Below are 16,388 nucleotides of genomic sequence, written 5' to 3'. Positions count from 1 at the left end.
CCTCACTTCGTTTTCGCATCCAACAAGCGCTCGACGTGCCGCTGGTACTCCTCGCGGCTCATCAGGTGGCCGCAGCCGCCAACCAGCTCATCGTCGTCGCACTCGATCCAGTCCGACCCGGCCGTGCGGAACAGCGCCCGCAGGTCGCACTTGGGGCAGGGCACGTCCACGATCGGCTCGACGGCCACGCTCCACGGGACCAGGCCGTGAGCGGCACGCCGCAGGCCGGCGACCTCGTCCATGAAGTCGCCGATCCACGGCCGGGCGGCGGCCCATTCGACGTGGGTCAGCAGCCAGCTGCACATGGCGGCGATGTCGGGCAGCATCGGGTAGCCCAGGCCCCGATGCTCGCAGATCAGCCGGATCCACGACTTCAAGGTGGCCGGGATCGACGGCGGCCCGGTCTGGTCGCGGCCGGGGTCGTGAACATGATGGAGCATCGACAGCACGTCCAGCCGTACTGGGACGGGCGCCTCCCGGCTGCCGGAGACGCGCTCGCCGCCGGTGGTGCCCGGCGCGATGTGGGCGGCCAGCCAGCGGGCGACGGTGGGAAGGTCGCTGAAGTCGCGGCGGAGCCGGGACTTGCCGACCAGGCATATCAGCAACCCCGGCTCGACCGGAAGCCCGGCTCGGCCTTGGCGGCACAGGGCTGCACGCAGGGGCCTGGTGGCTCGAGGGGTATCTCCATGAAGCGCCGCTCATGCCGCGACGAAGGGGGGTCGAGGCCTCGGTGGACGGCGCCGACGTGATCCTGCACCTGGCGGGCGGCCCCAGGGGCTACGGCGTGGCGACCCGGAACCTCGTGCGGGCTGCGGTTCGAGCCGGTGGACGCGCGGGAGGTGGCCGACCGGCTGGTGGAGCTGACGCTGGGCGCGCCCGCCGGGCTCGTGCCCGACCTGGCCGGGCCCACGGTGTACGGGCATGGCCGGGCCTATGCCCGCCTGGAGTCGATCAGCACCTGGATCCCGTCGAGGATGCGCTGCAGGCCGAACTCGAAGGCGCGCTCCGGGCTCGTGGCGGCCTGGTAGGCCTCCCCGGCGGCCTGCCCGACGCGGCTGGCCAGCGGGAAGCGGCCGGGGTCCATCATCTTGCCGAGGAAGGGCGCGTGCGTCGCCCACCACTGCTCGTCGGACACGCCCGTGGCGCGCTCGGCCTGGGCCATGTCGACCGCGCCGCGTGCCGTACCGTGCACGAAACCCGAGATCAGCGTGACCACCAGGTCCATCTCCAGGTCGGTCAGCCCGATGCCGTCCACGGCGCGCAGCTCGTACTCGTACTTGGCGACCACGTTGGGGCCGAGGACCGGGCGCGTGGTCGCGACCTGCAGCAGCCAGGGATGGCGCAGGTACATGGCCCAGTTCTCCCTGGCGACGTGCTCCAGGCGGGCGCGCCAGCCCTCGGGCACGTCGGCTGGGCGCAGGGTCTCGCCGACCACGGTGTCGAACATGACGTCCAGCAGCTCGGGCTTGCCGGGCACGTAGGTGTACAGGGACATGGTGCCCACGCCGAGCTTCTCGGCGACGCGGCGCATCGACAGCGCCTGCAGCCCCTCCTCGTCGGCGATCTCGATGGCCGCCTGGACGATGCGCGCCACGCTGAGCTCCGGCTTGCCCTTGCGGCTGGGCTTCTCGCTGGTGCGCCAGAGCAGGGCCAGGCTGCGGGCCGGATCCCCCTTGCCCGAGTACTCCACTGTCATACACCGTACGGTAGCGGTCACTGGATCGTATGATGTACGGTACAGCGTATGATTCAAGCGGACGGCCTACGCAAGAGCTTCAGGGGCAAACCGGCGCTCGACGGCTTCGACCTGGAGGTGCCGGAAGGCGTCATCTACGGGCTCCTCGGCCCGAACGGCGCGGGCAAGACCACGGCGGTGCGCATCCTGACCACGCTGCTGGCCCACGACGCCGGCACCGCCCGCGTGGCGGGCTACGACGTGGCCAGGCAGCCCAAGCAGGTACGGCGGAGCATCGGCCTGGTGGGCCAGCACGCCGCGGTCGACGAGATCCTCAGCGGGCGGCAGAACCTGGAGCTGTTCGGCCGGCTCTACCAGCTGAGCCCCCGCCAGGCCCGCCGGCGCGCGGAGGAGCTGCTGGAGCGCTTCGGCCTGGCCGACACCGGGAGCAAGCCGGTCAAGCACTACTCGGGCGGCATGCGCCGCCGCCTGGACCTGGCGGCGAGCCTCATCCTGTCGCCGCCCGTGCTGTTCCTGGACGAGCCGACCACCGGGCTGGATCCCCGCAGCCGCAGCCAGGTGTGGCAGTCGGTGCGCGAGCTGGGCGCCACGGTGCTGCTCACGACCCAGTACCTGGAGGAGGCCGATCAGCTGGCCGACCGGATCGCGGTGATCGACGCCGGCCGGGTCGTCGCCGAGGGCACGCCCGCCGAGCTGAAGTCCCGGCTCGGGGGAGACCGGCTGGACGTGGTCGTCCGCCGGGAGGAGGCGCTGGAGCGGGCCGCCCGGGCGCTGTCGTCGATCGCCGGGACGGCCGCCGAGACCGACCGCGACACCCGGCGCGTCAGCGTCCCGGTCTCCGACCGGATCGCGGCGATCACGGCGGCGCTGTCGGTGCTGGGCGAGGACGTCGAGGACATCGCGGTCCGCCGCCCGACGCTGGACGAGGTGTTCCTCGACCTGACCGACAGGGATCAGACAGGCGGGCACGGCGCGAAGAGCGAGAAGGAGGCGGGCGTATGACGGCGCTGGCGGACGGCTGGACGGTGGCCCGCAGGGACCTGCTGCACTGGGTCGCCCAGCCCATCGGCGCGGTGTTCGGGCTGATCTTCCCCGTCTTCATCACGCTGGTGTTCGGCTACCTGTTCGGCGGCGCGGTCGCGGTGCCGCCGGGCGCGGACTACTTCGCCTTCCTCATGCCCGGCATGTACGGCATGACGATGCTGTTCGGGCTGAGCGCCACGATGATCGCGGTGACCACGGACCTCGACCGCGGCGTCATGGACCGCTTCCGCTCGCTGCCGATGGCCTCCTCCGGCGTGCTGCTGGGCCGCTGCATCGCCGACATGCTGCAGTCGGCGGTGCTGCTGGTCCTCATGCTGGGCTGCGGCCTGGCCGTGGGGTGGCGGCCCGAGGGCGGCCTCGCGGGCGCCGCGGCGGCGGTCGGGCTGCTGTTGCTGCTGCGCTTCGCCCTGCTGTGGGCCGGCATCTACCTCGGGCTGGTGGTCAGGGAGCAGGGCGCCCTGCTGGCCGTGCAGACGCTGGAGTTCCCGGTCGGCTTCCTGTCCAACGCCTTCGTCGCCCCCGGGACCATGCCGGGCTGGCTGGGGGCGCTCGCGGAGTGGAACCCCATGTCCTCCACGGTCGCCGCCGTACGGGAGCTGTTCGGCAACCCGTCGTGGGGCGGTGAGTCGTGGGTGGCGCAGCACGCGGTGCTCATGGCCGTGGTCTGGCCCGTGGCGCTGGCGGCGGTGTTCTTCCCGCTGTCGGTGCGGGCCTTCCGGCGGCTGGGCCGGTGACCCGCTAGGCCGCCCGGCGCCGGTGGAACTCCACCGGCTCGGGCGGCAGCGGCGTGTTGCCCATGACGAGGTCGGCCGCCTTCTCCGCCAGCATCATGACCGGCGCGTAGATGTTGCCGTTGGTGACGTACGGCATGACCGAGGCGTCGACCACCCGCAGCCCGTCCAGCCCGTGGACGCGCATGGTCGCGGGGTCCACGACGGACATCTCGTCCACGCCCATCCGGCAGGTGCACGAGGGGTGCAGGGCGGTCTCCCCGTCGCGCCGCACCCAGTCGAGGATCTCCTCGTCGGTCTCCACTCCGGGACCGGGGGAGATCTCCCCGCCGTTCAGCCCGTCCCACGCGGGCTGGGACAGGATGTGGCGCGCGTGCCTGATCGCCTCGACCCACTCCCGCCGGTCCTGGTCGGTGGACAGGTAGTTGAACCGCAGCGCCGGCTTGACCCGGGGATCGGCCGACCGGATCCGCACCGATCCCCGGGCGTCGGAGTACATGGGGCCGATGTGCAGCTGGTAGCCGTGCCCGCCGGCCGGAGCCGACCCGTCGTAGCGCACGGCCAGCGGCAGGAAGTGGATCATCAGGTTCGGGTAGGCGACCTCGTCGTTGGAGCGCAGGAAGCCGCCCGCCTCGAAGTGGTTGGTCGCCCCCGGCCCCCGGCGCAGGAACAGCCAGTCGGCGCCGATGAACGGCCGGCGCCACAGGGCCAGCGAGGGCTGCTGCGAGACCGGCTTCAGGCAGGAGTGCTGGACGTAGACCTCCAGGTGGTCCTGCAGGTTCGCGCCCACGCCCGGCAGGTCGTGGACGACCTCGACGCCGACCTGTTCCAGCAGGTCCTTGGGGCCGACGCCGGACACCTGGAGCAGGTGAGGGGAGTTGATCGCGCCGCCGCACAGGATGATCTCCCGGCTGCGGACGCGCTCGCCGTCGGCCACGACGCCCACCGCCCGCGTGCCCTCGAAGAGGATCTTCGAGACGAAGGCCCGGGTGCGCACCGACAGGTTGCGGCGGTGCCGTACCGGATGCAGGTAGGCGCGGGCGGCGCTGAGCCGGCGGCCCCGGTGCAGGGTGCGGTCGAAGGCGGCGAAGCCCTCCTGCCGGTAGCCGTTGACGTCGTCGGTCAGCTCGTGCCCGGCCTGCTGGACGGCCGCGAAGAACGCCTCGAACAGCGGCCCCTCGGCGGGTCCGCGCTCCAGCACGAGCGGCCCGTCGTGGCCCCGGTACGGCGTGCCGGGGTCGGCCAGGCAGTTCTCCATCTTCTTGAAGTACGGCAGGCAGTGCGCGTAGTCCCATGCCTCCATGCCGGGGTCGGCGGCCCAGCGCTCGTAGTCCAGCGGGTTGCCGCGCTGGAAGATCATGCCGTTGATGCTGCTGGAGCCGCCGAGCACCTTGCCGCGGGCGTGGTAGATCCGCCGCCCGTTCATGTGGGGCTCGGGCTCGGACTCGTACTTCCAGTCGTAGAAGCGGTTGCCGATGGGAAACATCAGCGCCGCCGGCATGTGGATGAACACGTCCCACCAGTAGTCGGGCCGGCCCGCCTCCAGGACCAACACTGAGGTGGACGGGTCCGCGCTCAGCCGGTTGGCCAGGGCGCACCCGGCCGAGCCGCCGCCGACGATGACGTAGTCCCAAGTTCTCACCTGGGCATCCAGTCCTTCCACACGATCTTGTTCTCCTGGACCCACTTCCTGGCGGCCTCTTCGGGCTTCATGCCGCTCACGATGTCGCCGGCGACCTTGTTCTGGTGGTCGTTGGTCCACTGGAAGTTGCGCACGAGCTCGTAGGCGGCGCCGCCCTCGCGGGCGAACCGGGCGCTGACGATCTTGTCGAGCAGGTAGGGCGGGTAGTCGCACTTGACCTTGGCCGGGTCGGCGTCGCAGCCGATGGCGTAGGGCGGCAGGTTCACCTTCACGAGCTTGAGCTTGGTGAACAGCCACTGCGGCTCGTAGAAGTACATCAGCAGCGGCTTGCGCTTCTTGGTCGCCTCCTGGGCGGCCTTGATCAGCGCGTCCTCGCTGCCGGAGTAGACGACCTTGAAGTTCAGCCCGAGGTTCCTGACCAGAGCCTCGTCGTTGGTCACGAACGTCGGGTCGCCGTCGAGGAGCTGGCCCTGCTCCCCGGTCTTCTCGGTCCGGAACAGGGACGCCCGCCGGTTGAGGGTGCGCCAGTCCGTGATGCCGGGATACTCGTCGGCCATCCATTGCGGGATGTACCAGCCGATGACGCCCTTGTTGCCGTTGAGTCCGGCGGAGACCGCGACCTTCTTCTCCTCGATGTACTTCTTCTTGAGGTCCTCGTGACCCCAGTTCTCGACGATGACGTCGACCTTGCCGGTCTCGAAGTCCGGCCAGGACTTGTCCTCGGTGGTCTTGCGCTGGATCACCCGGTAGCCGAGCTCGTGCTCCAGCAGGTAGGACAGCACGGCGGCGGTGGCCTCGTAGCCCACCCAGCCGTGGACGTCGATCCGCACCGTGCCCTTGCCGGCGGCCTGCTGCTGCGGGTCCTCGGCGGTGCAGGCGGCCAGCAGGATCAGGGCGAGCGGTACAGCGAGCAGTTTGGTCTTCATGGGAGTCTCCGTGCCGCGGCCCCCGGAGGCCGGGAGCCGCGGACGCGATCGGTCACTTGGGGATCCAGGCCTGCCACTTGGCGGGGTTGGCCTCGATCCACTTCTTGGCCGCTTCCTGGGGGTCGGTGCCGTTGTTGATGTCGAGGGCGACCTGGTTCTGGTCCTCGTTGGTCCAGCTGAAGTTCTTGACCAGCTCGTAGGCCTTGCCGCCGGTGTCGGCGAACTTCTTGCTCACGATCTTGTCGAGGTCCAGCTCAGGGTAGTCGCAGGCTACCTTCTTGGGGTCGGCGTCGCAGCCCGGGGTGTACGGGGGCAGCTTGACGCGGACCAGCTCGATCTTGCTGAACAGCCAGTGCGGGTCCCAGAAGTAGAACAGCAGCGGCTTCTTCTGCTCCTGCGCCTGCTGGGCGCTCTTGATCAGGGCGGCCTCCGAGCCGCCGGTGACGACCTTGAAGTTCAGCTTGAGGTTCTTGATCAGCGCTTCCTCGTTGCTGACGTAGGAGGGGTCGCCGAACAGCAGCGCGCCCTTGTCGCCGGACTCGGAGGTCTTGAACAGGTCGGCGTACTTGTTGAGGTTCTTCCAGTCGGTGATGTCGGGGTACTTGTCGGCCATCCACTTGGGCACGTACCAGCCGATGACGCCCTTGTTGCCGGTGGAGCCGGCCTCGACGGCGACCTTCTTCTCCTCGATGAACTTCTTCTTCAGGTCCTCGTGACCCCAGTTCTCGATGATCACGTCGACCGTGCCGGTCTCGAAGCCCTCCCAGGCCACCTGCTCCTTGAGCTCCGGCATCTCCACCTGGTAGCCGAGCTCGTTCTTCAGCAGGTAGGCCACCACGTTGGCGCTGGCCTCGTAGCCCACCCAAGGGTTGATCGCGATCTTGACGGTGCCCGCCGCCGAGGAGGCCGGAGCCGACCCCGCCGTGGGGGCGCCGGTTTGCGGCGCGGTGTCCACCTTGGCGCCGCCGCATCCGGCGACGCTCATGCCGAGCACTAAAAAGCCTGCGAGCAGGCGCATCCTCATGAAGATCTCCTCGCGGTAGTGATGCGGTCAAGCATGACCCCGAGCAGCACCGTCGCCACACCGGCGGCGAAGCCCATCCCGAAGTCCGAGCGCTGGGAGAAGCCGGTGATCACGTCGTAGCCGAGAGCGCCCGCCCCGACCATGCCGCCGATGACGACCATGGCGAGCGTCATCACGATCCCCTGGTTGGCGGCGAGCATGATGGCCCGGCGCGCCATCGGCAGCTGCACCTTCCACAACAGCTGCCGCGGAGTGGAGCCGGCGGCCGTCGCCGCCTCCACCACTGTCTCGGGCACCCCGCGTATGCCGTCCTCGACCAGGCGGACGACCGGCGGAATGGAGTAGATCACCGAGGCGAAGATGGCCGTGAACTTGGTCGACTCGAACAGCGCCAGCGCCGGCAGCAGGTAGACGAAGGACGGCATGGTCTGCGCGGCGTCCAGGATCGGCCGCTGGACGGCCGAGAACCGTGGCCGGCGGGCGGCCGCCACGCCCAGCAGGAGCCCGGCGGCGAGCGTGAACACCACCGCGACCAGGACCATGCTCAGCGTGCTCATCGCGTGCTCCCACACGCCGAGCAGCGCGATCGCCAGCAGGCAGCCCAGGGCCGTGAGCGCCGGCCGTACCCCGCCGGCCCACCAGCCCACCGTCAGCACGGCGGCGGCGACCAGCCACCACGGCGCGGAGGTGAGCAGGCCCTCCAGCGGGTTCAGCAGCACCGCGCTGGTGACGTCCTTGACGAAGGCGGTGACCGGGTACCAGTTGGTCTCCGCCCACCGGACGGCCTCGTTGACCTGGGTGACGAAGCGGACCGACCAGTCCTCCGGGTACTGCGCCGGCAGCACCGCCGTGCCCGCGAGCCCGAGAACGGCCGGCGCCGCGGCGCCCAGCAGGCGGGCCCGCCCGATGCGGTCGTGCGGCCCGCGCCGGGCGGCGGCCATGGTGATCCGGTCCAGCACCACCGCCATGACGACGATCGCGATGCCGGCCGGGAGCATGATGCCGACCTGGGCGCGCGACAGGCCGCGGATGATGATGTCGCCCAGCCCCGGCGCGGCGATCAACGCCGCGATGACGACCATGGACAGCGCCATCATGATGGTCTGGTTGACCGCGAGCGCCATGGTCGAGCGGCCCAGCGGCAGGTAGACCTTGCGCAGCGTCTGCCAGCGCGTGGCGCCCAGCGAGGCGGAGGCCTCCACGGCGGTGGGGGAGACCTGCTCGATCGCCAGTGCGGTGATCCGGATCGCGGGCGGGATCGAGTAGATCATCGTGGCCACGATGCCCGCGATCGGGCCGATCTGGAAGAACAGCACCAGCGGCGCCAGGTAGGCGAACGTCGGCATGATCTGCATGACGTCCAGCGCGGGCGTCACCAGCCTGCGCAGCCGCGGCGAGCGGCCCGCCCACACGCCCAGCGGCATCCCGACCAGCAGCGACAGCAGCACCGCGGCCACCACCAGGGTGAGGGTCAGCACGCTCTCGTCCCACAGCCCCAGCACCGCGAACGAGCCGAACCCGGCCACCGCCGCCAGGCCGACGCGCCAGCCGCCCGCCAGCCAGCCCAGCCCGCCCATCACGCCGATCAGCCCCGGCCAGCCCAGCGAGGTCAGCGCCACATACAGGGCGGTGTACAGCTCGCCGACGTAGATCCGGATGTAGTTGACGAAGTACAGGAAGACCGGGCTGGAGTTGCGGTTGGCGTCGATCCACTCGCGCAGGTCCGTGATGGCCAGGAACTGCGGCGCCTCCTTGTCGTGCGGCAGCGTGCCGGTCCCCTTGAAGACCAGGTAGGCCGCCACGAACAGCGCCGCCACGCCCGCCGGGACCAGCCAGCGCGGCAGCCGGACGGCCGCGGGCGCGGCGGTGGCCTGCAGGCTCATGCCGGAGCCTTCTCCGGTACGGCCGGCGCCGGGGCCAGCGAGCCGAGGATGTCCACCCGGTCCACCACGCCCACGAGCTTCTCGCCGTCGACCACGCGGATCGGCTGGGCGGAGGCGGCGGCCACGGGCACGGCGTCCTTGATGACGGTGTGCGCGGGCAGCTCGGGGCCCTCCAGCGACTCCCCGGGCTCGGGGTCGCGGCAGATCCACCGCAGCGAGAGCACCTCGCTGCGCGGGACGTCGCGCACGAAGTCGGCGACGTAGTCGTCAGCGGGCGCGCCCACCAGCTCCTCGGGGGTGCCGAGCTGGACGATCGCCCCGGCGCGCATGATGGCGATGCGCTCGCCCAGCTTCAGGGCCTCCGACAGGTCGTGGGTGATGAAGACCATGGTCTTGCCGACCTCGCGGTGCAGGCGGACGACCTCGGCCTGCATGTCCCGGCGGATCAGCGGGTCCAGCGCGCTGAACGGCTCGTCGAACAGCATGACCTCCGGGTCGACGGCGAGTGCGCGGGCCAGCCCCACCCGCTGCTGCATGCCGCCGGACAGCTGGTCGGGGTAGGAGTCGGCGTGGCCGTCGAGCCCGACCAGGGCGAGGATCTGCCTGGCGCGTTCCCGCCTGGCCGCCTTGGGCTTGCCCTGGATCTCCAGGCCGTAGGCGACGTTGTCGATGACGCGGCGGTGCGGCAGCAGCCCGAAGTGCTGGAAGACCATGCTGACCCGGTGGCGGCGCAGCTCGCGCAGCTGTGCGGGGGAGGCGCGCACGACGTCCTCGCCGCCGATGCTGATCTCGCCCGCCGTGGGCTCGACGAGCCGGGTCAGGCAGCGCACCAGCGTGGACTTGCCGCTTCCCGACAGGCCCATGACGACGAACATCTCGCCGGGCCGTACCTCGAAGGAGACGTCACGCACGGCCGCGGTGCAGCCGGTCCTGCGGCGCAGCTCCTCGGGGTCGAGATTCCTGTCCTCGCCGGCCAGCACACGCTCCGCCCTCGGGCCGAAGATCTTCCACAGTCCGGTGACCTTGATTCCGGCCGGGTCGATGCTCGGTCTCTCGGGAGCAACCCGCACAATTCCCTCCAGAGGATCAGAGCATGATGGGACAACATATGTCCTTCGAGAAGATTCCCTCAACGCTGTGACCTGCCGGAGCCCTGACTGTTACCTATTGGCGCGGCCCAACCGCTCATACTAGGACATAGACGTTCACAACCGCACAAGAGCGACAGGATTGGGAGCTCCAGCTTTCTTGGCCTGAGCCCCATTGCTCGAGTTTTGTCGCGTAATGTTTGTTTGGCCGAACTGGTAGACGTGTGTACCGTACTCGGCTGTACACGGAGAAAGACCCGTCGGAAATTTTCGGCCGATGTCAGGACAACAGATGGGTGAGAGGCGTCCCCCGGCGGGGAGCGACAGCAGATGGCGATTGCGCAACTGGCGGGTTCGCGCCCGGCTCGTCGCCCTCATCCTGGTGCCCACCGCGGCCGCCGTGCTGCTCGGCGGCATTCAGGTGCTCAACTCCACCGGCGCGGCCGCGGAGTACGCCAGGACCAGTGACCTGGCCAGGCTGTCGAGCCAGGTCGGCGAGCTCACCCACCACCTGGCCGACGAGCGGGCCAGGGTGTCCTGGTTCGTCGCCCGGGGACGGCCCGCCGGCGGACGTGACGGGATCGCCAGGCAGCTGGCCGAGGTCGACACCGCCGCCCAGGCGGCCACCGACACCGCGGCCCAGCTCGCCGGCGAGCTCACCGGCCGCACCGCCGACGAGGTCGAGACCATGAAGACCCGGCTGGAGGACCTGCGCGAGCTGCGCAAGCAGGCGCTCGAAGGCGACCTCCTGCCCGGCGCCACCGTCGACCTGTACACCACCGTCATCGGCGACCTGCTGACCGTCCACGACGAGGTCAGCAAGGGCGCCGACGACGACGCCCTCTTCCGCCAGAACCGCATGCTCCAGGCCCTGGCCAGGGCCAAGGAGAGCCTGTCGCTCCAGCAGGCGCTGCTCACCGTGGTGCTGGTGGAGGGCCGCTTCGAGAACGACCAGCTGCAGCGCTTCCTCGGCGAGCTGTCGCGCGAGCAGATCGAGCGCAAGGCGTTCGCCGACGAGGCCACCGCCGAGGAGCGCCGCCGGTTCGACGAGGCCGTCAACGGCCGCGGCGCCGACCGCGCCCTGTTCCTGCGCGAGCTGGTGCTCACCCGGGCCACCTCCGGCGCCCCGCTGCGCGGCCTGGACCTCACCAAGAGCGACGACGCCCGCGAGTGGTTCGAGGCGAGCAGGGTGATCCTCGACGCGATGCGTAACGTCGAGCGCGCCCAGGCCGACGCGATCGTGCTCAGGAGCGAGGAGCTCAGCTCGACCGAGCGGCGGCGCGCCTTCGTGGTCGCCGGGGCCGTCGTGGCCCTGCTCGTGGCCGTCCTGCTCATCACCACCGGGGTGGCCAGGTCGCTGGTGCGCCCGCTGCGGCGGCTGCGCAGGGAGGCCCTGGAGATCGCCGGCCAGAAGCTGCCGGAGTTCGTCCAGCGGCTGCGCGAGGCCCGCGACGGCGATGCCATGGACATCCCGGAGGTGCCGCCCATCGGCATCTTCACCAGGGATGAGGTCGGCGAGGTGGCGCGGGCCTTCGACGAGGTCCACCGCGAGGCCGTACGGCTGGCGGGCGAGGAGGCCAAGCTCCGCGCCAACGTCAACGCGATGTTCGTCAACCTCTCGCGCCGCAGCCAGACCCTGGTCGAGCGGCAGCTGACGCTGATCGAGCGGCTGGAGCGGGGCGAGCGCGACGACGCCAGGCTCGGCGACCTGTTCAAGCTGGACCACCTGGCCACCCGCATGCGGCGCAACAGCGAGAACCTGCTGGTCCTGGCCGGCCAGGAGATCGCCCGCAAGTGGACCCAGCCGGTCGAGCTGCTCGACGTCGTGCGGGCGGCGCTCGGCGAGGTGGAGAACTACGACCGGGTCAGCATCCAGGTGGCCTCCGACGTCGCCGTCGTCGGCCAGGCCGTCAACGACGTGGTCCACCTGCTCGCCGAGCTGGTGGAGAACGCCATCTCCTTCTCCCGGCACGACACCAAGGTGGTGATCTCCAGCAGCCGCATCGACGGCGGCGGCGTCATGGTGTCGGTGTCCGACCAGGGCATCGGCATGACGCAGGAAGAGCTCGCCCAGGCCAACTGGCGGCTGGCCCACCCGCCCGTGGTGGACGTGTCGGTCTCCCGCCGGATGGGCCTGTTCGTGGTCGGCCGCCTGGCCCTGCGCCACGACATCCGGGTGCAGCTGCGCCAGCAGGACGTGGGCGGCCTGTCGGCGATGGTGCTGCTGCCGGAGCACCTGCTCACGGTGGTGCCCGGCCAGGTGCCCGCGCCGCCGCCCCCGCCACCGGCCTCGCCCGACCCGTTCACCTACGGGCACCCCTCCTTCGACGTCGCCCCGACCATGGACAGCTTCGACCGGGTGGACTTCGACCGGGCGGCGTTCGACCGGGCGGCGGAGCCGGCCTCCTCCTGGTTCAGCAGGCCGTCTCCGTCGTCGGCGGAGCTGCCGAGCCTGCCGTCCTTCCCGAACCCGAACCCGAACACGAACTCGGTGGGGCACGGCGGCGCGCCGGTCGATCCGCTGGGCCGGGTGGAGTCGCGCACGGACTCCTGGATGGAGCCGCGCGTGGAGCCATCCCGCATGGAGCCCCACATCGAGCCCCGCATCGAGCCTCGCGCGGAGGAGGAGCGCCTGCCGGTCTTCGACTCGATGGAGCAGCCCAGCAGCTGGTTCACCAGGGCGCCCGTGCCTGCGGAACGGCCCGCCGAGCGGCCCGCCGCCCCGCCGAGGGGCGACGGCTGGGGAGCGGTGGCCGAGCCGGCGGTCCAGCCCCAGCAGGCCGGGACCACCCGGGCCGGCTTGCCCAAACGCACTCCCAGGGCCAACCTGGTGCCAGGCGCGCCGCCCCCGCCGCCCCAGCCGATGCCGCCCGCGCCGCCCGTCTCGCCGCACGAGGTACGCGACCGGCTCTCCAGTTACCAGCAGGGGATCAAGAGAGGCCGACAGGAGGGGAGTCACTATGAGGGAACTGAGTCAGGCAGCGCGTGACGTGAACTGGCTGGTCACCCGGTTCGTGGAGGACGTGCCCGGCGTCGCGCACGCGGTCGTGGTCTCCGCCGACGGGCTGCCCATGGCCTTCTCCCGCGGCTTCCCCAAGGACCGGGCCGACCAGCTCGCGGCCATCGCGGCCGGGTTGATCAGCCTCACTCAGGGCGCCGCGCGAGTGTTCGAGGGCGGGAACGTCACCCAGACCCTCGTGGAGATGCAGCGCGGGCTGCTGCTGGTCATGTCGATCAGCGACGGCTCGTGTCTGGCGGTGCTGGCCGCCCCCGACTGCGACATGGGGCTGGTCGCCTACCAGATGACGATTCTCGTCGAGCGCGCGGGGCAGGTGCTGACGCCCGCGGTGCGGGCGGAGCTGTCGACGTCGCGCCCGTGGTAAGGGAGTAGACCGGTGACATCGTGGCAAGACGGGTTTCATGACGGGGCGTCCGGGCCGGGGGAGCCGGAGCAGCCCTCTTTGGTGCGCATGTACGCGGTCACCGGCGGACGTACCGTGCCGCGCAGCAACCTGGCGATGGAGGCGCTGGTCTCCTCGGCGACCTCGGTTCAGCTGGGCCCGACCTATTCCCGGGAGTACCGTGCGATCAGCGAGCTGTGCCGCCAGGTCAGATCCGTGGCCGAGGTCTCCGCGCTGCTCGCGGTGCCGTTGGGAGTCGCTCGCGTGCTGATCGCCGACATGGAGGCCGAGGGGCTGGTGCGGGTCTACCAGCCGCAGCTGGAGGCGGCCGGCACGCCGGACAGGAACCTGCTGGAAAGGGTGCTCAGTGGACTTCGCAGGCTCTAGCCCCGGGATCACCTCGGCGAAGATCGTGGTGGCCGGGGGGTTCGGCGTCGGCAAGACGACGTTCGTCGGCGCCGTCTCCGAGATCATGCCGCTGACCACGGAGGCGGTGATGACCGACGCCTCGGTGGGCGTGGACGACCTGGAGATGACGCCGCTGAAGTCCACCACGACCGTGGCGATGGACTTCGGCCGGGTCACGCTGGACAAGGATCTGATCCTGTACCTGTTCGGCACGCCCGGGCAGCACAGGTTCTGGTTCATGTGGGACGACCTGGTGCGCGGCGCGATCGGCGCGGTGGTGCTGGTCGACACCCGGCGCCTGGCCGACAGCTTCCCCGCCATCGACTACTTCGAGGAGGCCCGCCTGCCGTTCGTCATCGCGGTCAACGGCTGGGACGGCCAGTTCTCGCACGGTGAGGCCGAGGTGCGCGAGGCGCTGGCGGTCAGCCCGTCGGTGCCGATCGTGCAGACCGACGCCCGGCGCCGCAACGCCGTCAAGGAGACCCTGATCACGCTGGTCGAGCACGCCCTGCGGGTGCGCACCGCGTACGGCGCCACCTACTGAGCGTCCAGCCACCACCGGGCGGCCACCAGCTCGGCGACCAGCGTCTCGGTGAGCAGCGCCACGTCGGGCTCCTCGTCGTGCCGGTAGCGCACGTCGCCGCCCACGCCCACCATGACCACGGTCGAGCCGCGCCGCCGTACCCACTCCATGGCCTGCTCGTCGTAGGCCGAGCCGGGGAACAGGAGGGCCCGGTAGTCCAGCGTCTTGGTCAGGTAGACGTCCACGTGCGCCCAGTCGCCCGTCTCGCAGGCGTCGGCGGGGCGGCGCGGCCCCTCGCGGACCATGAGCGCCGACTGCTGCGCCGACGACAGCCGCTCGGCCGGGGCGATGGCGTAGACGCCGTGCGGCCCGTCCAGCAGCTCCAGCGTCTTGGGCAGCCAGGCGTCGCGGCGCTCCAGCAGGTCGGCGGTCGCCTCGGCGGCCCGGCGGACGAGCGCGGGCAGGTCGTGCGGGGCGCCGGTGAGCGCGGCCTCCAGGGCCAGCAGCCAGACGAGGGTGTGCTGGAAGGTCCGGCAGGCCACCCCGCCCCGCTCCTCGCCGGCCAGCATGGGGATCACCGCGTCGGCGCCCTCGGTGACCTTCGAGCCGGGCACGTTGGTGATCGCCAGGACGGTGGCGCCGGTGCCGGTGTAGCGGGCCGCGGCGTCCAGCGTCTCGCGGCTGCCGCCCGTGGCCGAGATGGGGACCACGAGCAGGCCCTCGCCCGGCGGGAAGGACGCGGCGGCCGAGCCGTACTCGGCGTGGGCGTCGATCCCCGCGGCCCGCAGGCGGCGGGCGGCCACCCCGGCGGCGTACCGCGAGCTGCCCATGCCCAGCAGCAGCACCCGCCGCACCCGCGGCAGCGGCGGGAGGGGGGGGTCCTCCAGGTGCCTGGCCAGCTCCGCCAGCGCGGCGGGCTTGGCCTCCAGGTCGGCCAGGAACAGGTCGGGCTTCACGGGTTCTCCTCCGGGTACCAGGTGCGCAGCACGCCCATCGGGGCGTAGCGCCATCGCGGCAGGTGGCGGGCGGCGTAGATGAGCTCGCGGCACTCCTGCTCCACCTCGAAGGGCCGCAGGAGCGTCTCGTCCAGCAGGTCGCGGGCGCGGGCCCGGTAGGCCGCCAGCAGCCGTTCGCGCGCCTCGGCCGCCCACTCGCGGGCCCTGCCGGGCTCCAGCCCGCGGCGCTTGACGGCCACCTGCGCGACGTGCTCCAGGCTCGTGGTCAGCTGGGCGACGTCCCTGGCGGCCGGCTGGTACGGCGCGGCGTCGGGGATCGTGGGGTTGCCGTCGAAGTCGACGACCGCGTAGCCGCCCTCCCACCGGAGGATCTGGCCGACGTGGAGGTCGCCGTGGATGCGGATGGCCGGAGAGCCGGCGGGGTCGCGCAGCCGGGCGAGCTCGCGCCGCATGGCCCCGGCCCTGGTCGCCAGCCATGCGCCGTCCTCCTCGTCGTCCTTGCCGGTCAGCTCCAGCGCCTCGCGCAGCGCCGCCTCGGCCCGGGACGCCGCGTCGAGGCCCGGCTGCGCCGTACCAGGAGCCGTGCCCGGGAAGGAGGCCAGCGCCCGGTGCAGGCCTGCGGCGAGGCCGCCCACGGCGGCGGCGAACTCCACCCGCCCGGCCACCGCCTCCTCGACGCACCACTCCCAGCCGTCCCGCGCCCCGGGAAGGAACCCGGTCACCAGCGCCACGAGGAACTCACGCCCGCCCTCCCGCAGGAAGACGGCCGCGTACGGCGGAGCCGTCTCGGCGAACCCCACGGCGGCGAGATGCCCGAGGAGCTCCGGCGCGGGATGCGGCACGGGCGCGGGCGGTGTGATCCATTTCACGACGAAACGTTCGTCCACCACGACCGAATGATTGGTCTGGTCCACGGAGAATTCCCGCTCCACGCCCGGCCCCAGCGCGCCTAGCGGCCGGAACGCCCGCACGCGGAAAGGCGGCGGAGGCTGTTCGCCGAGGGCGGCCAGCAACGCCGCGGTGACACCCTGGTCCCGCCCCGTGACCGGCTTCTCACGCACGGAGA

The 16,388-nt window shown here is 71.4% G+C and carries 15 protein-coding genes; 6 read left to right on the top strand and 9 right to left on the bottom strand.

The window, feature by feature from the left end; all coding sequences use genetic code 11:
• Positions 1-2: 2 nt before the first annotated feature.
• Entirely contained in the window at positions 3-605 is a 603-nt protein-coding gene (locus BSB02_RS22360; RefSeq protein WP_084961448.1) for a hypothetical protein, read from the bottom strand.
• A gap of 326 nt (positions 606-931) precedes the next feature.
• Positions 932-1,696, bottom strand: coding sequence for a TetR/AcrR family transcriptional regulator (locus tag BSB02_RS22350; protein ID WP_084961444.1), 765 nt, complete (start codon positions 1,694-1,696; stop codon positions 932-934).
• Between the two features lie 48 nt (positions 1,697-1,744).
• Between BSB02_RS22350 and BSB02_RS22345 the strand changes: the two genes are divergently transcribed.
• Positions 1,745-2,698 carry an ATP-binding cassette domain-containing protein gene (locus tag BSB02_RS22345; protein ID WP_084961442.1) on the top strand — a complete coding sequence of 318 codons (954 nt, stop codon included), beginning with the start codon at positions 1,745-1,747 and terminating at the stop codon, positions 2,696-2,698.
• Positions 2,695-3,474, top strand: coding sequence for an ABC transporter permease (locus BSB02_RS22340; protein ID WP_084961441.1), 780 nt, complete (start codon positions 2,695-2,697; stop codon positions 3,472-3,474). The genes BSB02_RS22345 and BSB02_RS22340 overlap by 4 nt, the downstream gene beginning before the upstream one ends.
• A 4-nt stretch (positions 3,475-3,478) precedes the next feature.
• Here BSB02_RS22340 and betA read toward each other — a convergent pair whose 3' ends face one another.
• From betA to BSB02_RS22315, 5 genes are read right to left on the bottom strand one after another with little or no spacing between them, the layout of a single operon-like run.
• Positions 3,479-5,113: a choline dehydrogenase gene (betA, locus tag BSB02_RS22335; RefSeq protein ID WP_084961439.1), complete on the bottom strand. Its 1,635-nt coding sequence runs from the start codon at positions 5,111-5,113 to the stop codon at positions 3,479-3,481.
• Positions 5,110-6,039, bottom strand: a complete 930-nt coding sequence (locus BSB02_RS22330; protein ID WP_084961438.1) for an ABC transporter substrate-binding protein — start codon at positions 6,037-6,039, stop codon at positions 5,110-5,112. Before BSB02_RS22330 ends, betA begins: the two co-directional genes overlap by 4 nt.
• 52 nt (positions 6,040-6,091) lie before the next feature.
• Positions 6,092-7,063 carry an ABC transporter substrate-binding protein gene (locus tag BSB02_RS22325; protein WP_084961436.1) on the bottom strand — a complete coding sequence of 324 codons (972 nt, stop codon included), beginning with the start codon at positions 7,061-7,063 and terminating at the stop codon, positions 6,092-6,094.
• The gene (locus tag BSB02_RS22320; RefSeq protein WP_240506582.1) at positions 7,060-8,946 is read right to left on the bottom strand and encodes an ABC transporter permease; all 1,887 of its coding nucleotides are present in this window, start codon (positions 8,944-8,946) and stop codon (positions 7,060-7,062) included. The genes BSB02_RS22325 and BSB02_RS22320 overlap by 4 nt, the downstream gene beginning before the upstream one ends.
• Entirely contained in the window at positions 8,943-10,016 is a 1,074-nt protein-coding gene (locus BSB02_RS22315) for a quaternary amine ABC transporter ATP-binding protein (protein ID WP_338064353.1), read from the bottom strand. The genes BSB02_RS22320 and BSB02_RS22315 overlap by 4 nt, the downstream gene beginning before the upstream one ends.
• A 310-nt stretch (positions 10,017-10,326) precedes the next feature.
• Between BSB02_RS22315 and BSB02_RS22310 the strand changes: the two genes are divergently transcribed.
• From BSB02_RS22310 to BSB02_RS22295, 4 genes are all read left to right on the top strand, one after another.
• Positions 10,327-13,023: a nitrate- and nitrite sensing domain-containing protein gene (locus BSB02_RS22310; RefSeq protein ID WP_240506581.1), complete on the top strand. Its 2,697-nt coding sequence runs from the start codon at positions 10,327-10,329 to the stop codon at positions 13,021-13,023.
• Positions 12,995-13,417: a roadblock/LC7 domain-containing protein gene (locus BSB02_RS22305; protein ID WP_084961431.1), complete on the top strand. Its 423-nt coding sequence runs from the start codon at positions 12,995-12,997 to the stop codon at positions 13,415-13,417. The genes BSB02_RS22310 and BSB02_RS22305 overlap by 29 nt, the downstream gene beginning before the upstream one ends.
• A gap of 87 nt (positions 13,418-13,504) precedes the next feature.
• Positions 13,505-13,822, top strand: coding sequence for a DUF742 domain-containing protein (locus tag BSB02_RS22300; protein WP_084961429.1), 318 nt, complete (start codon positions 13,505-13,507; stop codon positions 13,820-13,822).
• Positions 13,823-13,829: 7 nt separating this feature from the next.
• Positions 13,830-14,387, top strand: a complete 558-nt coding sequence (locus tag BSB02_RS22295; RefSeq protein WP_084961549.1) for a GTP-binding protein — start codon at positions 13,830-13,832, stop codon at positions 14,385-14,387.
• Here the strand turns inward: BSB02_RS22295 and BSB02_RS22290 are convergent.
• Both BSB02_RS22290 and BSB02_RS22285 read right to left on the bottom strand, forming a co-directional pair.
• A complete protein-coding gene (locus BSB02_RS22290) occupies positions 14,381-15,322 on the bottom strand; it encodes an SIS domain-containing protein (protein WP_084961427.1) in 942 nt (313 codons plus the stop codon). The genes BSB02_RS22295 and BSB02_RS22290 overlap by 7 nt on opposite strands.
• The gene (locus tag BSB02_RS22285; RefSeq protein WP_084961425.1) at positions 15,319-16,383 is read right to left on the bottom strand and encodes a hypothetical protein; all 1,065 of its coding nucleotides are present in this window, start codon (positions 16,381-16,383) and stop codon (positions 15,319-15,321) included. Before BSB02_RS22285 ends, BSB02_RS22290 begins: the two co-directional genes overlap by 4 nt.
• Positions 16,384-16,388 lie beyond the last annotated feature (5 nt).

Source organism: Thermoactinospora rubra (assembly GCF_002093975.1).
Taxonomy (GTDB): domain Bacteria; phylum Actinomycetota; class Actinomycetes; order Streptosporangiales; family Streptosporangiaceae; genus Nonomuraea; species Nonomuraea rubra_A.
This window is presented reverse-complemented; position numbering and strand designations above follow the sequence as displayed.